Source organism: Burkholderia sp. LS-044 (assembly GCF_004803625.1).
Taxonomy (GTDB): Bacteria; Pseudomonadota; Gammaproteobacteria; order Burkholderiales; family Burkholderiaceae; genus Burkholderia; species Burkholderia cepacia.
The window spans coordinates 20,414-40,224 of record NZ_SSWO01000012.1 but is presented as its reverse complement, the minus strand read 5'-3'; the positions used below and the strand labels follow the sequence as shown (position 1 = coordinate 40,224).

Annotated in this window: 16 protein-coding genes; 11 read left to right on the top strand and 5 right to left on the bottom strand. The window is 68.1% G+C overall.

Annotation, left to right across the window (positions count from 1 at the left end; genetic code table 11):
• The first annotated feature begins 32 nt into the window (after positions 1-32).
• The 5 genes from E9536_RS27285 to E9536_RS27265 all read left to right on the top strand — a co-directional run bounded on the left by E9536_RS27285 (position 33) and on the right by E9536_RS27265 (position 5,869).
• A complete protein-coding gene (locus E9536_RS27285) occupies positions 33-2,393 on the top strand; it encodes an efflux RND transporter permease subunit (protein WP_060061335.1) in 2,361 nt (786 codons plus the stop codon).
• Positions 2,394-2,532: 139 nt separating this feature from the next.
• Positions 2,533-2,709: a hypothetical protein gene (locus E9536_RS42195; RefSeq protein WP_226157578.1), complete on the top strand. Its 177-nt coding sequence runs from the start codon at positions 2,533-2,535 to the stop codon at positions 2,707-2,709.
• 25 nt (positions 2,710-2,734) lie between these two features.
• The gene (locus E9536_RS27275) at positions 2,735-3,703 is read left to right on the top strand and encodes a YCF48-related protein (RefSeq protein ID WP_136471294.1); all 969 of its coding nucleotides are present in this window, start codon (positions 2,735-2,737) and stop codon (positions 3,701-3,703) included.
• Positions 3,704-3,807: 104 nt separating this feature from the next.
• On the top strand, positions 3,808-5,157 hold the full coding sequence (locus tag E9536_RS27270; RefSeq protein WP_247873520.1) for an FAD-dependent oxidoreductase: 1,350 nt from the start codon (positions 3,808-3,810) through the stop codon (positions 5,155-5,157).
• A gap of 4 nt (positions 5,158-5,161) precedes the next feature.
• A complete protein-coding gene (locus tag E9536_RS27265; RefSeq protein WP_081072771.1) occupies positions 5,162-5,869 on the top strand; it encodes a TetR/AcrR family transcriptional regulator in 708 nt (235 codons plus the stop codon).
• A 186-nt stretch (positions 5,870-6,055) separates the two neighbouring features.
• Here the strand turns inward: E9536_RS27265 and E9536_RS27260 are convergent, their stop codons facing one another.
• Entirely contained in the window at positions 6,056-7,240 is a 1,185-nt protein-coding gene (locus E9536_RS27260; RefSeq protein ID WP_124533642.1) for a helix-turn-helix domain-containing protein, read from the bottom strand.
• 208 nt (positions 7,241-7,448) lie between these two features.
• On the opposite strand from E9536_RS27260, the gene E9536_RS27255 reads away from it, so the two are divergent.
• The 6 genes from E9536_RS27255 (at position 7,449) to E9536_RS27230 (ending at position 15,984) form a co-directional block, all read left to right on the top strand.
• Entirely contained in the window at positions 7,449-8,975 is a 1,527-nt protein-coding gene (locus E9536_RS27255; protein ID WP_136471290.1) for an NAD(P)/FAD-dependent oxidoreductase, read from the top strand.
• 2 nt (positions 8,976-8,977) lie between these two features.
• Positions 8,978-9,934: an alpha/beta hydrolase gene (locus E9536_RS27250; RefSeq protein ID WP_136471288.1), complete on the top strand. Its 957-nt coding sequence runs from the start codon at positions 8,978-8,980 to the stop codon at positions 9,932-9,934.
• 165 nt (positions 9,935-10,099) lie between these two features.
• The gene (locus E9536_RS27245) at positions 10,100-11,521 is read left to right on the top strand and encodes a coniferyl aldehyde dehydrogenase (RefSeq protein ID WP_136471286.1); all 1,422 of its coding nucleotides are present in this window, start codon (positions 10,100-10,102) and stop codon (positions 11,519-11,521) included.
• A gap of 29 nt (positions 11,522-11,550) precedes the next feature.
• The gene (locus tag E9536_RS27240) at positions 11,551-13,227 is read left to right on the top strand and encodes a choline dehydrogenase (RefSeq protein WP_124533459.1); all 1,677 of its coding nucleotides are present in this window, start codon (positions 11,551-11,553) and stop codon (positions 13,225-13,227) included.
• A 128-nt stretch (positions 13,228-13,355) separates the two neighbouring features.
• Positions 13,356-15,041 carry a long-chain fatty acid--CoA ligase gene (locus tag E9536_RS27235; protein ID WP_136471284.1) on the top strand — a complete coding sequence of 562 codons (1,686 nt, stop codon included), beginning with the start codon at positions 13,356-13,358 and terminating at the stop codon, positions 15,039-15,041.
• Between the two features lie 217 nt (positions 15,042-15,258).
• Positions 15,259-15,984: a hypothetical protein gene (locus tag E9536_RS27230; protein ID WP_060172847.1), complete on the top strand. Its 726-nt coding sequence runs from the start codon at positions 15,259-15,261 to the stop codon at positions 15,982-15,984.
• A 128-nt stretch (positions 15,985-16,112) separates the two neighbouring features.
• Here E9536_RS27230 and E9536_RS27225 read toward each other — a convergent pair whose 3' ends face one another.
• From E9536_RS27225 to E9536_RS27210, 4 genes are read right to left on the bottom strand one after another with little or no spacing between them, the layout of a single operon-like run.
• On the bottom strand, positions 16,113-16,856 hold the full coding sequence (locus tag E9536_RS27225) for a hypothetical protein (RefSeq protein WP_136471282.1): 744 nt from the start codon (positions 16,854-16,856) through the stop codon (positions 16,113-16,115).
• Between the two features lie 52 nt (positions 16,857-16,908).
• Entirely contained in the window at positions 16,909-17,349 is a 441-nt protein-coding gene (locus tag E9536_RS27220; RefSeq protein WP_021162534.1) for a hypothetical protein, read from the bottom strand.
• Positions 17,350-17,406: 57 nt separating this feature from the next.
• The gene (locus E9536_RS27215; protein WP_136471280.1) at positions 17,407-18,882 is read right to left on the bottom strand and encodes an efflux transporter outer membrane subunit; all 1,476 of its coding nucleotides are present in this window, start codon (positions 18,880-18,882) and stop codon (positions 17,407-17,409) included.
• A gap of 11 nt (positions 18,883-18,893) precedes the next feature.
• Complete coding sequence (locus tag E9536_RS27210) at positions 18,894-19,808, bottom strand: HlyD family secretion protein (RefSeq protein ID WP_027792349.1); 915 nt, start codon at positions 19,806-19,808, stop codon at positions 18,894-18,896.
• Positions 19,809-19,811: the final 3 nt, after the last annotated feature.

Here is a 19,811-nt window from a genome sequence, read left to right as displayed (position 1 = left end):
GGCATCGCCGGAATACATGAAGGGGTAATGCAGTGCTCAATCGTCTGGTCAGCCGCCTTGAAAGGCTATTCTTCGGTCATCGCGCGATCGTGCTCGCGGCGATCGGCCTGTTCACCGTCGTGATGGCCGTGTTCGCGATGCAACTGCGCATGGATGCCGGCTTCGAGAAGCAGATGCCGATCGGCCACGAGTACATCCGCACGTTCCAGCAATACCGGAACGACCTGCTCGGCGCGAACCGGATCACCGTCGTCGTGCGCGCGAAGCACGGCTCGATCTGGACGCCGGACGGCCTGACACGGTTGTACAAGGTCACGCAGGCGGTGACCTACCTGCCGAATGTCGACCGGATCGGCGTGCGCTCGCTGTGGACGTCGAACGCGTTCGTCAATGAAATCACCGACGAAGGCTTTCGCGCGGAGCCGATCATTTCCGGCACGATCACGCCGGATCAGCTGACGCCGGAGATCGTCGGGAAGATCCGTCGCGCGACGACGCTGGGCGGCTATGTCGGCACGCTCGTGTCGCACGGCGAGGACAGCGCGATGATCACGGCCGAGCTGAACGAGCGCGACAGTGCGGGCAAGGTGCTCGATTACGTCGCGTTCAATCATTTGCTCGAACAGAAGATCCGCCAGCCGTTCGAGGATGCCGGCTACGAGGTGCAGATCATCGGCTTCGCGAAGCAGATCGGCGACATCGCCGACGGCGCGAAGGCCGTGCTCGGCTTCTGCGCGATCGCGCTGCTGCTGACCGCGCTCGCGGTGTACTGGTATTGCCATTCGCTGCGCTTCACGGTGCTGCTGATCGCGTGCTCGCTGACCTCGCTGGTCTGGCAGTTCGGCACGCTGAAGCTGCTGGGTTTCGGCCTCGACCCGCTCGCGGTGCTGGTGCCGTTCCTGGTGTTCGCGATCGGCGTGTCGCACGGGGTGCAGCAGGTGAACTTCATCGTGCGCGAGATTTCGCACGGGCACAGCTCGTACGAGGCGGCGCGCCGCAGCTTCAGCGGGCTGCTGATTCCGGGCGTGCTGGCGCTGATCACCGCGTTCGTGTCGTTCATCACGCTGCTGCTGATCCCGATCCCGATGGTGCGCGAACTGGCGATTACCGCGTCGCTCGGCGTGGCGTACAAGATCGTGACGAACCTGATCCTGCTGCCGGTGGCCGCGTCCTGCTTCAACTTCACGAAGCGCTACGCGGACAGCGCACTCAAGCGCGGCGAGCGGCGCTCGGCATGGCTGCGGCCGCTTGCGCGCGTCGCGCAGCCGAAGTATGCGGGGGCGACGGTCGCCCTGACGCTGGTCGTGTTTGCGCTGGCCGCGTGGCAAAGCCGCGATCGCGTGATCGGCACGCTGCAGCCGGGCGCGCCGGAACTGCGCGCGGATGCACGCTTCAATCGCGACGCGACGTCCATCGCCGGCAACTACGACATGGGCCTCGACTGGCTGACGGTCGCGATCGAGTCGGCCGGCAAGAGCTGCAACAACCCGGCGGTCGGACTGTACGAGGACGATTTCGCGGCGGCCATGCGCACCGAGCCGGGCGTGGTGTCCGTGCAGTCGTACTCGGGCATGCTGCGCGGCTACAACCAGGGCTACAACGAAGACTATCCGAAGATGAGCGTGGTGCCGATCGACCCGGAGAACTACGGGGCGGTATCGGTCGACGTCGGGCGCGTGAAGGGCTTCATGAAGGCCGACTGCACGATGTCGGCCGTGCACCTGTTCCTGACGGACCACAAGGCGACGACGATCAACCGCATCCTCGACGACGTGAAGCAGTATCGCGCGTCGCATCCGTTCCCGGGTATCGCCGTGCGGCTCGCGGCCGGCAACGCGGGCGTGCTGGCGGCGACCAACGAGGAGGTCGCGGGAAGCGAGCTGCCGATGATGCTGTACGTGTACGGCGCGATCCTGATCCTCGTGTTCCTCGCGTACCGCGACTGGCGCGCGATGATCGCCTGCTGCGCGCCGCTGTCGGTCGCGACCTTCATCGGCTACTGGTTCATGAAGGAACTGCAGATCGGGCTGACGGTGGCGACGCTGCCGGTGATGGTGCTCGCGGTGGGGATCGGTGTCGACTACGCGTTCTATATCTACAACCGGCTGCAGGTGCATCTCGCCGGCGGCCAGCACATCGTGAAGGCCGTGCAGCACGCGATGCTCGAGGTGGGCGTCGCGACGATCTTCACGGCGATCACGCTCGCGATCGGCGTGGCGACGTGGAGCTTCTCCGCGCTGAAGTTCCAGGCGGACATGGGCAAGCTGCTCGCGTTCATGTTCATCGTGAACCTGGTGATGGCGATGACCGCGTTGCCCGCGCTCGCGTCGCTGCTCGAACGCTGGTTCCCGCGCCGCAAGCCGGCCCGCGCACCGGGTTTGTTCAGTCACTGAAGCTCGTGAACCTGCCGATGGAGATTCGTTCATGGTCAAGACGCTAACTGTTTGCGCCGTACTTTGCATCGCGGCGGGTGCGTTCCCGCGATTTCATGAAACGGGCGCGGGTCGGAGTGCGCCGGCTCGTGCGTTCGCGATGGACGCGACACGCACCGGTGTGCACCACGCCGCAACCGGCGAAACGGGTGTCGCCGCGTCGTCGAACGACGGCGGAGCCGAGCGACGGGTAGCGGCCGCGCAGGGCAACGGCAAGCCGCCGGCCGTGGTGCTAGGCGAAGCGAATGCCGGCTGGTCGGCGCTTTTCAACCACTGATGCCCGCACACTACCGGGATTCACCATGATCAAGACGCTCATTTCCTGTATCGCGCTCTGCACGGCCGCGACGGCCTTCGCGCAACCGCAGGACGGAACCGTCGCGGCCTGGGCCGCGAAACCCGCGCACACGTGGGCCGCGCCGACGCACATGATGCTGATGGACGCGACGCGCGCCGGGTCGCGGATCGTCGCGGTCGGCGAGCACGGCATCGTGCTGCTGTCCGACGACGATGGCAAGACCTGGCGTCAGGCACGACGCGTGCCGGTGTCGGCGACGCTGTCGGCCGTGTCGTTCGCGGATGCGAAGCACGGCTGGGCCGTCGGCCAGTGGGGCGCGATTCTCGCGACCGACGACGGCGGCGACACGTGGGTCACGCAGCGGCTCGATACGTCGGTCGACCAGCCGCTGTTCTCGGTGCTGTTCACGAATGCGCAGGACGGCATTGCCGTCGGCCTGTGGTCGCTGATGCTGCAGACTCACGACGGCGGCAAGACGTGGTCGCGCACGACCCTCGCGAAGCCGCCGGGCGGCGGCAAGGCCGACCGCAATCTCTATCACGTGTTCGCCGACGCCGCACACGCGCTCTACATCGTGTCCGAACAGGGGACGGTGCTCAAGTCGGCCGACGGCGGCGCGAACTGGCGCTACCTGTCGACGGGCGGCAAGGGTACGTTGTGGGCGGGCGTCGCGCTGCCCGACGGCCGGATCGTGGTCGGTGGCCTGCTCGGCAGCCTGTACCAGAGCAGCGACGGCGGCGCCAGCTGGACGGCCGTCGACAGCCGCACGCGGAGTTCGATCACCGGCCTGTCGGCGGCAGGCGACGGCCTGGTCGGCGTCGGGCTCGACGGCCTGGTATTGAAGCAGCGTGCCGGCGCCCCGACGGTCGAGGTCGCGCAGCGCCCGGACCGTGCGACGCTGACCGCCGCGCTGCCCGGCAAGGGCGGCACGCCGGTTCTTTTCTCGCAGGACGGCGTGTTGACGTCGCCCTGATTGCAACCCGGATGACACGGAATGCCGGTTGGCGGAAACGAGCGACGGAGGCACACATGAGCAATTCGCAGTACCAGAATATGAATGACTCGACCGGCACGGCGATGCGGTTCGACGCGGCGCAGGCAGACCGCACGTTGCGGGCCTATCGATCCATCGGCGGCTGGATCGAGCGGCCGGCCGACATGCATCCGCAGCTCGAAGGCGACGTTCGCGCGGATGTGGTCGTCGTCGGCGGCGGCTTCGCGGGCCTGTCCACCGCGCTCGAACTGACCGCGCGCGGCGCGAGCGTCGTCGTGATCGAGCGCGAGTTCGCGGGCTTCGGCGCGAGCGGCCGAAATGCCGGCTATCTCGCGGGCGGGCAGGGGCTCGAGTACGAGATGTTCGTGAAGCGCGTGGGGCGCGAGCAGGCGAAACGGATCGTCGGCTTCTACGACGAGGGCGTTGCCTACGTCGAGCGCAAGCTCGTCGAGTACGGGATCGACTGCGACTTTCGCGCGACGGGGATCATTCGCGCGGGTGTGCATCCGTCGCAGGAGAAGCGCCTGCGCGAGAACATGGAGATGGGCATTGCGCTCGGTTCTCCCGCACAGTATCTCGATGGCGCGGCGCTGCGGGCGCGCGGCATTCCGCCGGCGTTCCTGTTCGGTTGCCACTTTCCCGGCGGCGGCACGCTCGACCCCGGCAAGTATGTGACGGGCTTGCGGCGCGCGGCGCTCGCGGCAGGCGTGAGGCTCTACGAGAACACCGCGCTGCTCGACTTCGACGCCGGCGCGACCGTGCGGGCCCGCACGGCGCGCGGCACCGCAAGCGCGCCGGTCATGGTGCTTGCCACCAATGCGTATACGCCGCAACTCGGCGTGCTTGACGACAAGGTGATGCCGCTGCGCGTGTCGGCGCTCGAAACCGAACCGCTGTCCGATGCGCAACTGGCGATGCTGGGCTGGCCGAACCGCGAGGGAATCGTCACGCCGCACCTGACGATGGAGAGCCACCGGCTCACCGCGCGCAATACGCTGGTGGTGACGACCAAGCGGCTGGATTACGTCTATGGCTCGCGCACGCCGAACGTACCGGACGACGCGGCCTATCGCGCGCTGCTGGCGACGCTGCGCGCGCGTTTCCCGCAACTGGGCGACCAGCCGGTGCGTGCATGCTGGAGCGGCTATGTCTCGATCGCCGGCGATGCATTGCCGGTGGTCGGCGCGACCGGCCCGCACGGCAACGTGTTCTACACGGCCGGATGCTCGGGCCACGGCGTCGGCACGCAGTCGCTGATCGGGCAGGTGCTGGCCGACCGGATCATCGGCGCGGAGTCGCCGCTGCTCACGGCGCTCACGCACCGCACGCCATCGATGCCGCCTGAGCCGCTGCGCTGGTGCGCGATCAAGGCCGTGCTGGGCGTCGCGAACCTGCTCGACGAACGCGTGAACCGCCGTGCGGCTCGCGGATAGTGCCATGCGACACCGTCACGACGAACCGGACACGGTGACCGAACCCGAAGCGCACCATGCTGGCGGAAGGAAGCGCGCGACGAGTGCTGCCTCGTCGGGCAGCCATCCCGACGGCTTGCGGGCGCAGGGGCTGCGCACGCGCAACACGATCGTTCGCGTCGCGCGGGAGCTGCTGCTGGAAGGCGGCCCGCTGACCTTCTCGCAGCGCGCGGTCGCCGCCGGTGCCGGTATCAGCGTGAGCAACCTGCAGTATTACTTCCCGACCCGGCTGGCCGTGCTGCGGGCCGTGATCGAGCCGGCCATCGATGCGTACCTGGGCGAGCTGACGCGCGTGCTCGACAGCGATGCGTCGCCGGACGACGTACTCGAACGCGTGCTGGCGCGCTCGCTGAGCGATGCGAAGGATGCGCAATACGGTGCGCTGTTCAGGCATTTCCTGTCGTTCGCCGCCATCGATCCCGAATGCCTCAAGCTGTTCGACGGATGGTACGACACGCTGACGCGCGAGATCGCGAAGCTGTTGCGCACCGTCAATCCGGCGTTCGACACGGCCGACAGCCTGCACGTCGCCACGCTGCTGATTGCGACTGCCGATGGCCTGACGTTGCAATCCGGGTCGGCGCGATTTACGCAGGAGCTCGATGCCATGTTCATGGAGACGGTCCGTTGCCTCGTCTACGAAAATCGACCTCGAGGTAACGCCGTGCGGTGACCGCGTGTAGCGGGTAGTCGTCCCCGGTCACGCAGCGGTTGCGCGATGTCGTGCCGGGTGCGCCGGGCCGGAACTGCACGACAGCGGCGGGGCGCCTTGAGCCGACCGCAACGTCCCGTTGCGCGCCAATGACCGTTTGCGTACGTCATCCGCATGTGAAGAACGGCCTCGACGCATGCGCCGCGATCAATCCGGATCGTTGGCGATCCAGTACAGCACCTCCAGCGCGGCCGCGACGTGCAGGCGCTGCTGCGCGAGCGGGCGGGGGAGCAGCGCCTCGGCACGCTCGAGCCGGCGCAGCAACGTGTTGCGGTGAACATGGGTTTTCTCGGCCGCGTCGGTCACGCTGCAGCCTTCCGCGAGAAACGCGCGCAGCGCGGCGCGCAGCGACTTGTCGGCGGTGGCCAGCTCGCCCAGTGTATTGGTGACGAACTGTTGTACGGACTCCATGTGATTGGTCATCAGCGCGATCAGACTCATGCTGTCCGCATGCACCACGCCGACGCCGGCGTGCAGCCTGCCGAGCAGCCGCTGCGTCGCCAGTGCGTCCAGGTGGCCATGCCGGAATCCTTCCACGCCGCTGCCGGCGGTCGCGACGGCCATGTGCACACCGGGCAGCGTGTTGATCGCACGCTGCAACCAGGGCATGTCGAGCGGTTTGCCGTCGTGATACGTCCAGACCCACAATGTCGCCGTGTTCGCGACGACGACCAGGGCATTGCGCGTGCCCGCGCATTGGGCCAGCGCGTCGGCGGCCCGCTCCAGCAAACCCAGTTCGATATCCGCTTCCTCGCTCCAGACGATCGCGGCGTGATGGCGCTGCTCCAGCGTGTAGCCCAGACGCCGGCTGGCCTCTTGCGTGCCGATGGCCGTGCCCTCGACGATCTGCGTGACCAGTTCGCGACGGTCGGCGTGCGTGCCGCGTAGTCGCGCTTCGCGCTCGGCGCGCATGAACTCCGCCATGCCGACCATGTTGGTGTCGATGAACGTCGCGATCGAACGTGACGACACGGCGAGGAATTCGCGCAGTTCTTCCGGGTCCTGGGTCAACGTAAACGCGAGCTCCATCCAGCGTTGCCACACGACGCTCTGCGACGAACGGGCCGCGACGAACACGAGGTCGGTCAGGCCGCGCCGCACCAGTTCCTGCGCACTGCTCAGCATGTCGGCGGACAGGAAGCGGGATACCGGCGCGCAAGGGTTCTCAAGATTGGAGGTTGCCCAGTGAATCAGCCCGTTGCGGTTGATCCGCCGCACGGCCGCCGCGAGTACGGGGTCGCTCATCGTCGCGCTGGCCGCCACGTTCTCCTTGTCGAGTTCCTGCAGCCATTCCGTCTGCACATTCAGCGCGATCTCGGCACCCTGACGCATCAATTCCCGGATGCGAGGCGACGGCATCGGCCATGGCGGCGGGGTCATGGAGGGGAGGTTCTGGGACATGGCAGGCGAGACGCAAATGAAGAGGTGCAAGTTGCACTAATTGTAGTCGCGTACTGTGCGTTCGACACCTTGTTTGGTGCGGTTCGGTTGATAACAATAACGACACATCGCGCATTTCGACGCAATCAGGAGACACGCCGTGACCGTACACCCTCTTCCGTCCACCGAGCATGTAGATGTGCTCATCGTTGGCGCCGGCCTTTCCGGGATCGGCGTTGCCCGTCAACTCGAGACGGACCGTCCCGGCACGTCGTACCTCATTCTGGAAGCGCGTGCCACGACCGGCGGCACGTGGGACCTGTTTCGTTATCCGGGCATCCGCTCCGACTCGGACATGCATACCTACGGTTACGGTTTCAAGCCGTGGGCCGACAAGAAGGCGATCGCCGGTGCGGATTCGATCCTTTCGTACCTGAGAGAGACCGCGACCGAATACGGGATCGATCGTCACATCCGCGTGAATCACAAGGTGATCCAGGCAAGCTGGTCGAGTGCGCAGGCGCTGTGGAACGTCGAAGTCGAGCGCCTCGATACGGGCGAACGCAAGACGATCCTGGCCAAGTGGTTCTTCAGCGCCGCAGGGTTCTATCGGCACGACGAAGGCTACACGCCGAAGCTCGACGGGATCGAGAATTTCGGCGGGACGGTGGTTCACCCGCAGCACTGGCCGGAAGATCTCGACTACGGCGGCAAGCGCGTGGTGGTGATCGGCAGCGGCGCGACCGCCGTCACGCTGTTGCCGGCCATGGCCGGCAAGGCCGGGCACGTCACGATGCTGCAGCGCACGCCGACCTACGTGGTGAGCCTGCCGTCCGAAGACATCATTGCGAATACGCTGCGCAAGATCATGCCGCACAAGTGGGCCTATGCGATCGTGCGTCGGAAGAATGTCGCGATTTCCCGCTTCATTTGGCGTTTCTGCCGGTCGCGTCCGCAGGCGGCGCGGCGCCTGATCCGCTACCTGAACAAGCGCCAGTTGCCGAAGGACTATCCGGTCGACGTCCATTTCAACCCACCGTACAACCCGTGGGACCAGCGCCTGTGCGTGGTGCCGGACGGCGATCTTTTCAAGTCGATCCGCGATGGCCGCGCATCGGTCGTGACGGACCGCATCAGGGCCTTCACAGAAACGGGCATCGTGCTGGAATCCGGGCAGACCTTGCCCGCCGATATCATCGTCACGGCGACGGGGCTCAACGTCAGGTTCTTCGGCGGGATCAAGCTGGTGGTCGACGGCGAGCCGGTCGATCTGCACAGCAAGGTCGCTTTCAAGGGCATGATGCTCAGCGGCGTGCCGAACTTCGGGTTCTCGATCGGCTATACGAATTCGTCGTGGACGATGAAGGTCGGGCTGCTGGCCGAACACTTCTGTCGTTTGCTGACGCATATGGAGCACGGCGGTTACGCGGTCTGCATGCCCGAATTGCCGGCCGCCGACATGCCGACGCGCCCGCTGCTCGATTTCGGTGCCGGCTACATCAAGCGCGCGATCGACGGCCTGCCGCGCCAGGGCCCGGGCACGCCGTGGATCATGTCGATGGACTATCACGTCGACGTCAGGATATTGCGGCATGGCCCGGTCGAAGATCCGAACCTGCGTTTCAGGCATGCGCCGGCAGCAGGCGGCACGGATCGCGTCGAGGCCCGTCGGGCCGTCGGAGCCTGATCATGACGATCCACGCCATGGAAGCAATCCAGGACGCGTTCTGCGACCTGCCGGGCGGGGTGCGCCTCTGCTATCGCACCTACGGGCCCGACGACGGCGAGCCGTTGCTGCTGATCGCGGGCATGACGCTGCAATTGACCTTCTGGCCGCCTGCGCTGATCGGCGCGCTGATTCAATGCGGCTATCGCGTGATCGTGTTCGACAATCGCGATGTCGGGCGCTCGTCGCGCATCGCGCGGCCGGGGCCGAGCGTGCTCCGGCAATTCCTGCGCGTGCCCGTCAAGGACGGCTACGACCTGGAAGACATGGCGCAGGACACGATCGGCCTGCTCGACAGCCTGAAGGTGGCGCGCGCGCACGTCGTCGGCATGTCGATGGGCGGCATGATCGGCCAGGTGCTCGCCGCTCGCCATCCGCAACGCGTGCTGTCGCTGACCTCCATCATCTCCACGACCGGTGCGCGCAACGTCGGCCAGCCGGCCATGTCCAGCATGCTGATGCTGACCGCACCGCCGCCGCGCACGCGCGAAGCGGCGGTGGAGCAGTACAGCCGCATCATGGCCCACATCGGTACGCAGGCGTATCCCGCGGACGACGCCGCGCGGCGCGCGTACGCGGCCCAGGCGTGGGACCGCGGCCAGCAGGCGTGCGACCACGAGAGCACGACCCGCCAGATCGGCGCGATCATCAAGTCAGGAGACCGAACCGAGGAAATCCGGCGAATCCGGGCGCCGACCCTGGTCGTGCACGGCGATCGCGACCTGCTGGTCGCGCCGAGCGGAGGTGCCGCGACCGCTGCCGCGATCCCGGGTGCCGACATGGTGACGGTGCGCGGCATGGGGCACGACATTCCCGATGGCGTCGTGCCGCTGCTGACGAGCCTGATCGACGGCCATATCCGGCACCGTGCAACACGCGCTGCCGCCGAACCCGTGCGTGCCGGCAGGCACATTGCGTGAGCCGGTTAGCGTGCGGCACGCGACAAGAGGAGACGGCGTGGCGCGGCGCTCGCGCAATCGCCGGCAAACGATCTGCCCGAAGGCAGCGTGAAAACCAGGGACATCTTGCAAGACGCTTGTCGTGATGCGACGCGATCGCACGATCGACAAGCCGGAGGAGACACCATGCATCAAGGCTACCCGACCGACCTTGCGGCCCGCTTCGAGCGCCAGCGCCGCGCCTTCGCGCTGGAGCCGAACCCGGCCCTGGCCACCCGGCTGGCGCGCCTCGAACGGCTGGCCGCGTGGCTCGATGCGCACGAGCACGACATCGTGCGCGCCATCGACACCGATTTTCAGGGCCGCTCCGCTCACGAGACGCGGCTCGCGGAGGTGTTCATCGTGCGCGCCGGCATCCGGCACGCGCGCCGGCACCTGAAGCACTGGATGCGGGCGCGCCGCGTGCCGACCGCGCTGCATTTCCGGCCCGGCTACAACCGGCTCATCCCGCAGCCGCTGGGCGTGACGGGCATCATCTCGCCGTGGAACTACCCGCTGCAGCTTTCGCTCGGGCCGGCACTCGCGGCGCTCGCCGCCGGCAATCGCGTCCTGATCAAGCCGTCCGAGCTCACGCCCGCGCTGTCCGACCTGCTCGTGTCGATGGCGCGCGAGACCTTCGCGCCGGACGAACTGGACGTCGTGGCGGGCGACGTCGAACTCGGCAAGGCGTTCGCGAGCCTGCCGTTCGATCATCTGTTCTTCACCGGTTCGACCCAGGTGGGGCGTGTCGTCGCACAAACCGCCGCCGCCAACCTGACGCCCGTGACGCTCGAGCTCGGCGGCAAATCGCCGGCCATCCTCGATGCGTCGTGCAACGTAGCGGTGGCCGCGCAGCGCATCGCGTTCGGCAAGCTGCTGAACGCGGGCCAGACCTGCGTCGCGCCCGATTACCTGCTCGTGCCCACCGGCACGGCCGGCAGCGTCGCGTCGCAACTGGCGCGCGCCGTCGCGCGCCTGTATCCGACGCTGGCCGCGAATCCCGACTACACGGCCATCATCAGCGAACGCCACCGCGCGCGCCTCGCCGACATGGTCGATGAAGCGCGTCGCGCGGGCGCGCGCATCCTCGAAGTCAACCCGGCCGGCGAATCGTTCGTCACGTCGTCGCGCAAATTCGCGCCGACGATCGTGGTCGGCGCGCCGGCCGACACGCGGCTGATGAACGAAGAGATCTTCGGCCCCGTCCTGCCGATCGTCGAATACGCGAACCTGGACGATGCACTCGCCTACATTCAGGGCCGCGCGCGTCCGCTGGCGTTGTACTGGTTCGGCGAAGACGCATCGCGCCGCGATCGCGTGCTGCGCGAGACGGTGTCCGGCGGCGTCACGATCAACGACTGCCTGTGGCACCTGGTACAGGAGAACCAGCCGTTCGGCGGCGTCGGGCAGAGCGGCATGGGCGCCTATCACGGGCAGTGGGGCTTCGACACCTTCAGCAAACTGAAGCCGGTGTTTCACCAGGCCCGCTGGAACGGTGCCGTGCTGTTCCATCCGCCGTACGGCCGCGTCTTCGATCTGCTGCTGCGCACGCTGTCGCGACTCGCGTGACTTCCGAATCCCGTATCGAGAGAAATGCCATGAATCATCAGTTCGACTACATCGTTGTGGGCGGCGGCTCGGGCGGCAGCGTGGTAGCAGGGCGCCTGACCGAAGACCCGAACACCTCCGTCTGCCTGCTGGAAGCGGGCGGCGGCGGCAACGGCATGGAAATCAACATCCCGGCGGGCATGGTCGCGATGCTGCCGACCCGCCTCAACAACTGGGCCTTCCACACGGTGCCGCAGCGCGGCCTCGGCGGCCGCGTCGGCTATCAGCCGCGCGGCAAGGCGCTGGGCGGCTCGTCGGCGATCAACGCGATGGTCTACATTCGCGGCCACCGCACCGACTACGACACGTGGGCCGCGCTCGGCAATCCCGGCTGGTCGTACGACGAAGTGCTGCCGTACTTCCGCCTGAGCGAGCACAACGAGCGCATCAACGACGCGTGGCACGGCCAGGACGGCCCGCTGTGGGTCAGCGACCTGCGCTCCGACAACCCGTTCCAGGCACGCTTCCTGGCGGCGGCCCGCCAGGCCGGCCTGCCGCTGACGGACGATTTCAACGGCGCGCAGCAGGAAGGCGTCGGTATCTACCAGGTCACGCAGAAGCAGGGCGAACGATGGAGCGCGGCGCGCGGCTATCTGTTCCCGCATCTCGGCAAACGCGCGAATCTCGCCGTCGAAACGCACGCGCAGGTGCGGCGCATCCTGTTCGAGGGCAAGCGCGCGGTGGGCGTGGAAGTGCTGCAGAAAGGCACGCTGAAGACCTTCCGTGCGCGGCGCGAGGTGGTGCTGGCCGCGGGCGCGCTGCAGACGCCGCAACTGCTGATGCTGTCCGGTATCGGCCCGAAAGGCGAGCTCGCGCGCGTCGGCATCGACACGCTGCACCATCTGCCCGGCGTGGGCCGCAACCTGCAGGACCACCCCGACTTCATCTTCAGCTACCGCACGCGCAGCCTCGATACGATGGGCATCTCGGTGGGCGGCAGCGCGCGGATGCTGCGCGAGATCCTGCGTTTTCGCCGCGAGCGGCGCGGCATGCTGACGTCGAATTTCGCCGAAGGCGGCGCGTTCCTGAAGACGCAACCCGGCCTCGACGCGCCCGACATCCAGCTGCATTTCCTGGTGGCGCTGGTCGACGACCACGCGCGGCGCATGCACCTGGGCCACGGGCTGTCCTGCCACGTGTGCCTGCTGCGCCCGCGCAGCCGCGGCTCGGTCACGCTGCTCAGCCGCGACCCGGCCGACGCGCCGCTGATCGATCCCGCGTTCCTCGACGATCCGCGCGACCTGGAGGACATGGTGGCGGGCTTCAAGATCACGCGCGGCCTGATGAACGCGCCCGCGCTCGCGGAGTGGATCACGCGGGACATGTTCACGCGCGACGTGCACAGCGACGACGAGATCCGCGCCGTGCTGCGCAAGCGTGCGGATACCGTCTATCACCCGGTCGGCACCTGCCGCATGGGACAGGACGCGATGGCCGTGGTCGATCCGCAGTTGCGCGTGCATGGCCTCGACGGGCTGCGCATCGTCGATGCATCGGTGATGCCGACCCTGATCGGCGGCAACACCAATGCGCCCACCATCATGATCGCGGAGAAGGCGGTCGACATGATGCGCGGCGTCAGCCGGGTGGCATCCGCGGCGCATGCGACGGCGGCGTCGGCGGAAACGCACCGGTTCACGACGTCGGGCATCGATACCGGCCGATAGGGGGCTGTCCGGTTGCCGGCGGCGCCGGACGTTCACCCGGCCAAACGAATGCGTGCACGCAGTGTCGGGACGGCCGGTCCTGCCGCTGCCATTTCTCACCCGCAGTTTTGACGAAGAGTTGCCGAACCATGTCAGCCATCCGATCGCCATTCTGGCCCGCGCACCTGGCCACGCGTCAGGTGCCGCCCGCGACCAACCTGTTCCGTCACGTGGAGGCCGCGGCGGAGCGCCATCCCGACAAGCCGTTCATCCTGTTCTACGACACGCCGGTCTCGTTCGCGCGCTTCCGGCGCGAAGCCGAGCACGTGGCGGGTTTCCTGCAGCAGCGTTGCGGGGTGAAGGCGGGCGACCGCGTGCTCCTGGACATGCAGAACAGCCCGCAATGGATGATTGCGTACTACGGCATCCTGCGTGCGAACGCGGTGGTTGTGCCGGTCAACCCGATGAACATGACCGACGAACTCGCGCATTACATCGAGGACAGCGGCGCGAGCACGGTATTCGTCGCGCAGGACCTGTATCCGCGCGTCGCGCCGCTCGTGGGCGGCGCGGGCGGCCTCGCGAACGTCGTCGTGGCGACGTACGGCGACTACGTGGCGCAACCTTCGGCCGTCGCGGTGCCCGATTTCGTGGCCGCGCCGCGCCACGTCGACGGGCCCGGCGTGGTGCACTGGCGCGATGCGCTCGCCGCGCAGCTGGCGCCGGGCGAACTGACGGCGGGCCCAGACGACATCTGCCTGATGCCGTACACGTCCGGCACGACGGGCAAGCCGAAAGGCTGCGTGCACACGCATCGTAGTGTCTTGTGCACGGCGGCCGGCTTCGTCGACTGGTTCGACGATCCCGAGGACGCGATCCACCTCGCGGTGCTGCCGCTGTTCCATGTCACCGGCATGCAGGGCGGCCTGAACGGCCCGCTGTACCGCGGGTCGACGGTGGTCGTGCTGCCGCGCTGGGATCGCGATGCCGTGGCCCTGGCGATCGGCCGCAACCGCGTATCCGTGTGGCAGTCGATCTCGACGATGATGGTGGATTTCCTGTCGAATCCGAACCTGCACGAATACGACCTGTCGAGCCTGCGCTCGGCGCGCGGCGGCGGCGCGGCGATGCCGGAAGCGATCGCCCGGAAGCTCAGGGAAACGGTCGGGCTCGACTACGTCGAAGGTTACGGGATGTCGGAAACGATCGCGGCGACGCACATCAATCCGCCCGCGCATCCCAAGCCGCAGTGCCTCGGCATTCCGGTGTTCGACGTCGATGCGCGGATCGTCGATCCGGTCACGTTCCAGCCCGTGCCGCAAGGCGAGGTGGGCGAGATCGTCATGCATGCGCCGCAACTGATGCAAGGGTACTGGCGCAATCCGGAAGCAACGCGGCAGGCGTTCGTCGAGATCGACGGCAAGCGCTTCCTGCGCACCGGCGATCTCGGCCGCATCGACGCGGACGGCTACTTCTTCATGGCCGACCGGCTGAAGCGGATGATCAACGCGTCGGGCTACAAGGTCTGGCCGGCCGAAGTCGAGACGACGATGTACCGCCATCCGGCGATCAAGGAAGTGTGCGTGATCGGCACGCGCAGCGCACATCGCGGCGAGACCGTCAAGGCATTCGTCGTGCTCGATCCGGCGTATCCCGACGGCGTGACGCCCGACGACGTGGTCGCATGGTCGCGCGATCATATGGCGTCCTACAAGGTTCCGCGCATCGTGGAATTCGTCGAGTCGCTGCCGAAATCCGGGTCAGGAAAGATCCTGTGGCGGGAATTGCAGGAAAGGGAAGAGGCGGCGGCCGCTCAAGGAAACGCAGCGGCGTGACGTAAGTGCGATGCGTCACGCATCGCGCTGAATGAAGCAGCCACGAGGGAATGCCCTCGTGTTTCGTGTCGATTTCATGTTTGTCATATCGACCTATCGTTGTTGTCGTGAATTACCGATCGAGCGGCCCGGTTTCCGGCGTCGCGCGATCGGGCCTGTCAACGTCAATCGAATGGTTCTCCATGCGGGAACCGGGCATGGTGTGCGGAGAAAGAGAATGAGGAACGATTCATACAAGGTCATGCGCTTCGCGGCATGGAGCGCGATCATCGGTGGCCTGCTGGCTTACGCGAACGTGGGGCTGGTGTCGGCGGTGGCCGGTCCGGATACCGGCATGTTGCTGCACGGCGCGACGATGCTGAGCCTGCCGTCCGATACGCGCGACCTGTTTCGCCTGTCGATGCTGGCCGACGTGTTCGGGTTCTATCTCGCGGTTCTCGTGATCGGCGGGTACTTCCTGCATACCTTCAAGGACGAACTCGGCGCGCTCGGCTACATGATCGCGTTCGCGATCGGGGCGTATGCGGTGCTCGGCATCACCGGGGCGGCACTGCAGCTGTCGGTGCTCGATCCGCTGGCGCGGATGTATGCGGGCGGAGACGACCCAACGAGGGCCGCCGCGGCCGCGGCGTGGACGACCGTCGCCAACGGCACGCAAAGCGGGTTGTGGTGGGCCGAAGGCCCGCTGGTGTTCTTCTGGGCGCCGATCGCCGCCAACCGGTTGAAACAGGCCGGATGGCACGGGTCGTTCCTGCTGAAGATCGTCGCGTGGTTCTTCGCGATCATCTTCGTGTCCGGTTTCTTTCCTGAATACGAAGTCGTGACGGGGGCGAGCGAGGTCGTCGTCGTCCTCGTGCTGCCGTTGTGGATGCTGTGGTTCGGCGTGCAGTTGCTGCGCCGAGCGGGCCGGCACGTGAAAGCGGGTGCGATGGTCGCCGGCTGACGGAGTGGCAGCGAGGGAGGGGGCTCCCATAACCGGCTCCCTTCTCGCGTTCCCATGGACGGCTCCCACGTCCGATACCGAACGCGGGAATCGCCACCGCGTGAATTCGGCGGGGCCTCGAAGCCGGTCTACTCGACCGCGACGCAGGCCGCCGTGCTGCCCAACGCCGCCGCCCGCAGGTGGCGATCGCGGTCGGCCAGCCAGTCCTTGCGTTCGCCGCGCCAGCCCACCGCATGGATCTTGTCCATCTGGCGCGCGGCAACGGTTGCCGCGCAGGCCAGGCCGGGGAGCGGGATGTCGAGCAGGCGCCAGCGGCCCGCATGCGGCGTATCGACCTCGCGGAACGGCCCCACAAACGGCGCCAGCGACGCGAGCGTCGCGCCGTGTCCGCTTCCGCATGCATTCGAGAGGCTGTCCAGCCGAAGTTGGTCGCGCGATGCCGGACCGGCGTACGTGCCGGCTTGCGCCATGCCCAGCCCGATCGGGCCACGGGCGATCGCGATCACGATCCAGATGCCGGCGTGGCCAACCACGATGTCGAGCCCGTCCAGCGAGTCGCAGCCCGCGATCGCGATATGGTCGGCCTCGCGCTCGAGCAGCGTGAGCTCGTCGGCGGCGCGGCCGGCCAGCGTCCCCAGGATCGCGCGCAGCGCCGACCGGCCGATCGCGAAGCGGCGGCCATGCGCGCGGTTCGGATGCATCCTGGCACGCCGCAGTTCCGTCTTCGACAGGCAGAGATGGCCTTGCTCGCTGGTGACGAGCTGCCATTCACCGCGCAGTCGCCACAACAGGATCTCGCCCGGATCGGGGAGCCGCGACGGACATGACGCCAGCGTGTGCGAGCTCGTGATCGTCAGGGCGGGATAGCGCATGCCGGCCCTCGTGTCGGTGGCGGAGGCGACGTGTCCCGGCGTGCCGGCCCTGTCATGCCTGTTGTCCGGTTTGCAGCGCGTCGTTGCCCGGATGCTGCCGCGTGAGCCGGGCGGCGAGCGAGACGGCCTGCCCGAACGACGCCACCGCGTGATGCGGAATCCCGAATGCCTTGACGGCGACCTCGCCCTGCGCGGCCACTTCCGCGCGCCGGTCGGGATCGGGTTCGACGCTGACGAGCGCCTTGCAGACGGCGCCCAGCTCGACCTTGTTCTGCTTGAGCCAGACCGCGCGGTGCTTGCGGTCGTCGTGGCTCTCGTCGGTGTCGAGCTCGACGTAGACGATCACGAACGGCTCGCCGTGGCGCATCAGCGTGTCGATCTCGCCTTCCCAGCGCGGCGCGTAGCCCGGTGTCGCGTGTTCGGGGCGAAACACGCAGACCGGAAAGAGATGGATGTCGTGTAGCGCGAAATCATTCGGATTGAGAGCGGACATCGAAGGTTCTCCGTTGGATGAGCGACGCCGGAGCGTCGGGTGGCCGTGCGTGGGCATTCAATGCGCGCTCGCTTGCGCCGCGGCCGCCTGCGCGACCGGCGGCGCGGCGCGCCAGCCGACGCCGAGCGACTTGTAGAGCGCGATCGCGCCCTGCACCTGGGCGAGCCGGCTGAGTGCGAGCGCATCGCGTGCGCGGTACGTGGCGCGCTGCGCCGTGAGCACCGACAGGTATTCGCCGAGGCCGTTGCGATACAGCCGAGTCGCGCGCGACTGCGCATCCTGGCTGCTGTCGACCGCCGCGGCGAGCATGGCTTGCTGGTCGCGCGCGGCGCCGATCGCCACCAGCGCGTCCTCGACATCGCGAAACGCGCCGCGGATGCGCTGCTCGTAGGCGAGCCGGGCCGCCTCGGCGGCCGCGCGCGCGGCGTCGACGCCGGCTTTCGCGCGGCCGCCGTCGTACAGCGTCTGCGTGCCGTCGAGCGCGACCGACCATGCGACGCTCGCGCCCGAGAACAGGTCCTGCACGAGGCTCGCCGTCGTGCCGAGGCTCAGCGGAATCGCGAAATGCGGAAACTGCTCGGCGCGCGCGACGCCGATCTGCGCGGTCGCGGCGGCGAGCCGCCGTTCGGCGGCGCGAATGTCGGGGCGCTCGCGGATCACGTCCGACGGCAGCGTGACGGGCAGTGCGGGCGCGACCGGCAGGGGCGCGCCGGGCGCGCTCAGCGTGTCGCGCAGCGTTTCCGGAAAACCGCCGACGAGCACGCCGATCGCGTGGGCGAGGCGCGCGACGTCCTGCTGCAGCGGCGGCACCGCCGCCTGCGCGAGCTGCAGTTCGGCACGCGCTTGCGCGACCGCGAACGACGTGCCGAGGCCGCGCCGGTTCGAGCGCTCGGTCAGCTGCCGCGTGGCGTCGAGGCTCGCGACGTTGTCCGTTGCGATCCGCAGCCGCTCCTGGGTCGCGCGCAGTTCCGCGTAATCGGATGCAAGCTCGGCCAGCAGGCTCACGAGGATCGCGTGGCGATCGTCGTCGAGCGCGTCGATCTGCGCATCGGCGGATTCGACCGCGCGTCGCGTGCCGCCGAACAGGTCGAGTTCCCACGACGCATCGAAGCCGAGCCGGTAGGTGCGCGACTGGCCGATCCCGGGCGGCCATTCGAGCGCGCGCGACGAGCGCAGCGCATCGGCGTTCCCGCCCGCGGTGACGGTCGGGCCGAGGCGGCTCGCGATCTGGTCGCGTTCGGCACGCGCCTGCAGCAAGCGCTGGCGCGCGATCGCGAGATCCTGGTTGTGCGCGATCGCCTGCTCGACCAGCGCATCGAGCTGCGCATCGCCGAACGCGTGCCACCAGTCCTGCAACTGCGCGGGGTCGGCCGTCACCGTGTCGCGCGGCGCGCTCCAGCCGGGCGGGTGCGCGGGCTGCGGCGCCACGTAATCGGGGCCGACCGTCGTGCATGCGGCGAGCGCGCACGCGCAGGCCGCGACGAAGGCGCGCACGCGGCACGTCGCGCGCACCGGAGGGAACGGGCATCGCATCGTCGCCTCCGTCACATCCACGCGTGCAGCCACGACGCAAGCCGGCCGCGCGGCGTGCGCTCGCGCCCGCGTTCGCCGACTTCGACGCTGCACGTCATGCCGGCCGCCAGCAGCACGCCGGCCGGCACCCGGTCGATCTCGATGCGCACCGGAATGCGCTGCGCGAGCCGCACCCAGCTGAAGGTCGGGTTGACGGCCGGCAGGCCGAGTTCGTCGAGCGTGCCGTTTTCGTCGGCGATGCCGCGGCCGATGCTCGTCACGTGCCCGCTCAGCAGCGGATCGAAGCCCATCAGCCGGATCGTCGCGGGTGCACCCGTCGCGACGCGGCGCAGCTTGGTCTCCTCGAAATAGCCGGTGATCCAGAAGCTGTGCGCGTCGAGCACCGAGATGCCGGGCTTGCCTTCGACCGCGTAGTCGCCGTGACGCAGGCGCAGCTGCGTCACGTAACCGTCGACCGGCGAGCGCAGCGTCGTGCGTTCGAGGTCGAGCTTCGCGACGTCGAGCGCGGCCAGCGCCTTGCGGTGCTCGGCCTGTGCGATCGCCACCGCGCGGCTCGAGCGCTGGATGTCCTCCCGCGGCACGAGATCGTCGAGGCCGGTGCGCCGTTGCGCTTCGTCGCGCTTCTGGCGCATCGACTCGGCGGTCGCGGCGACCTGCGCCTCGGCCTGTTCCACCGCCAGCGCGAAGCGCTGCGGATCGATGCGGTACAGCACGTCGCCTTTCGCGACGCGCTGGTTGTCGACCACCGCGACTTCGACGACGGTGCCCGACACTTCGGGCGCGATCCGCACGACGTGCGCGCTGACACGCGCGTCGCGCGTCCACGGCGCGAGGACGTATGCATGCCAGAGCGCGGCGACCAGCACGATCGCCACGGCCACGGTGGCGAGCGTCAGCAGGGAGCGGGTGAGGGGTTTGAGCGACATGAC